The following is a 666-nucleotide window of genomic DNA, read 5'->3' as shown; positions in this document are numbered from 1 at the left end:
GGATTGCGTCATCAATACCGGCAGTGCAGGCGGTTTGGGCAAGGGCCTGAAGGTCGGTGATGTGGTCATCGGCGAAACTGTGGCGCATCATGATGTTGACGTAACGGCTTTTGGTTATGTTTGGGGACAAGTACCGCAACTTCCTGCCGTGTTTGCATCGGATTCAAACTTGATTCGCCAAGCAGAAAAGGCGGCGCAAGTGTTTGACGGAGCGGCTGTCACGCAAGGCCTGATTGTCAGTGGCGACCGTTTTGTGCACAGCAGCGAAGGTGTCGCGGAAATCCGCAGCCATTTCCCAGAAGTAAAAGCAGTGGAAATGGAAGCTGCGGCGATTGCGCAGACTTGTTACCAGTTGGAAGTGCCGTTTGTAATTATTCGCGCCGTCTCCGATTCGGCAGATGAGAAAGCGGACATCAGCTTTGAAGAGTTTTTGAAAACGGCGGCTGTCAGCTCGGCGAAGATGGTGACCGAGATTGTCAAATCGCTATAAAATCATGCAGAAACGTTGAATTTCCGTTAGAATACGGAACGATTCAACCTTATTCTAAGGCCGTCTGAAAACCGAATCCCTGTTTTTTCAGACGGCCTTTCCGACTTTAATTGCATTTATCTTAATAACAATATGAAAAACATACGGAATTTCTCCATTATTGCCCACATCGACCA

At 48.6% G+C, this 666-nt stretch carries 1 protein-coding gene; it reads left to right on the top strand.

Translation table 11 applies throughout. The features are described 5' to 3' along the window. On the top strand, window positions 1-490 hold a 490-nt coding region (locus ACTHUM_RS17050), incomplete at its 5' end, for a 5'-methylthioadenosine/adenosylhomocysteine nucleosidase (protein ID WP_440403560.1). Between the last annotated feature and the right edge of the window lie 176 nt (window positions 491-666).

It is taken from the genome of Neisseria sp. P0021.S006 (assembly GCF_051956895.1).
This window is presented reverse-complemented; position numbering and strand designations above follow the sequence as displayed.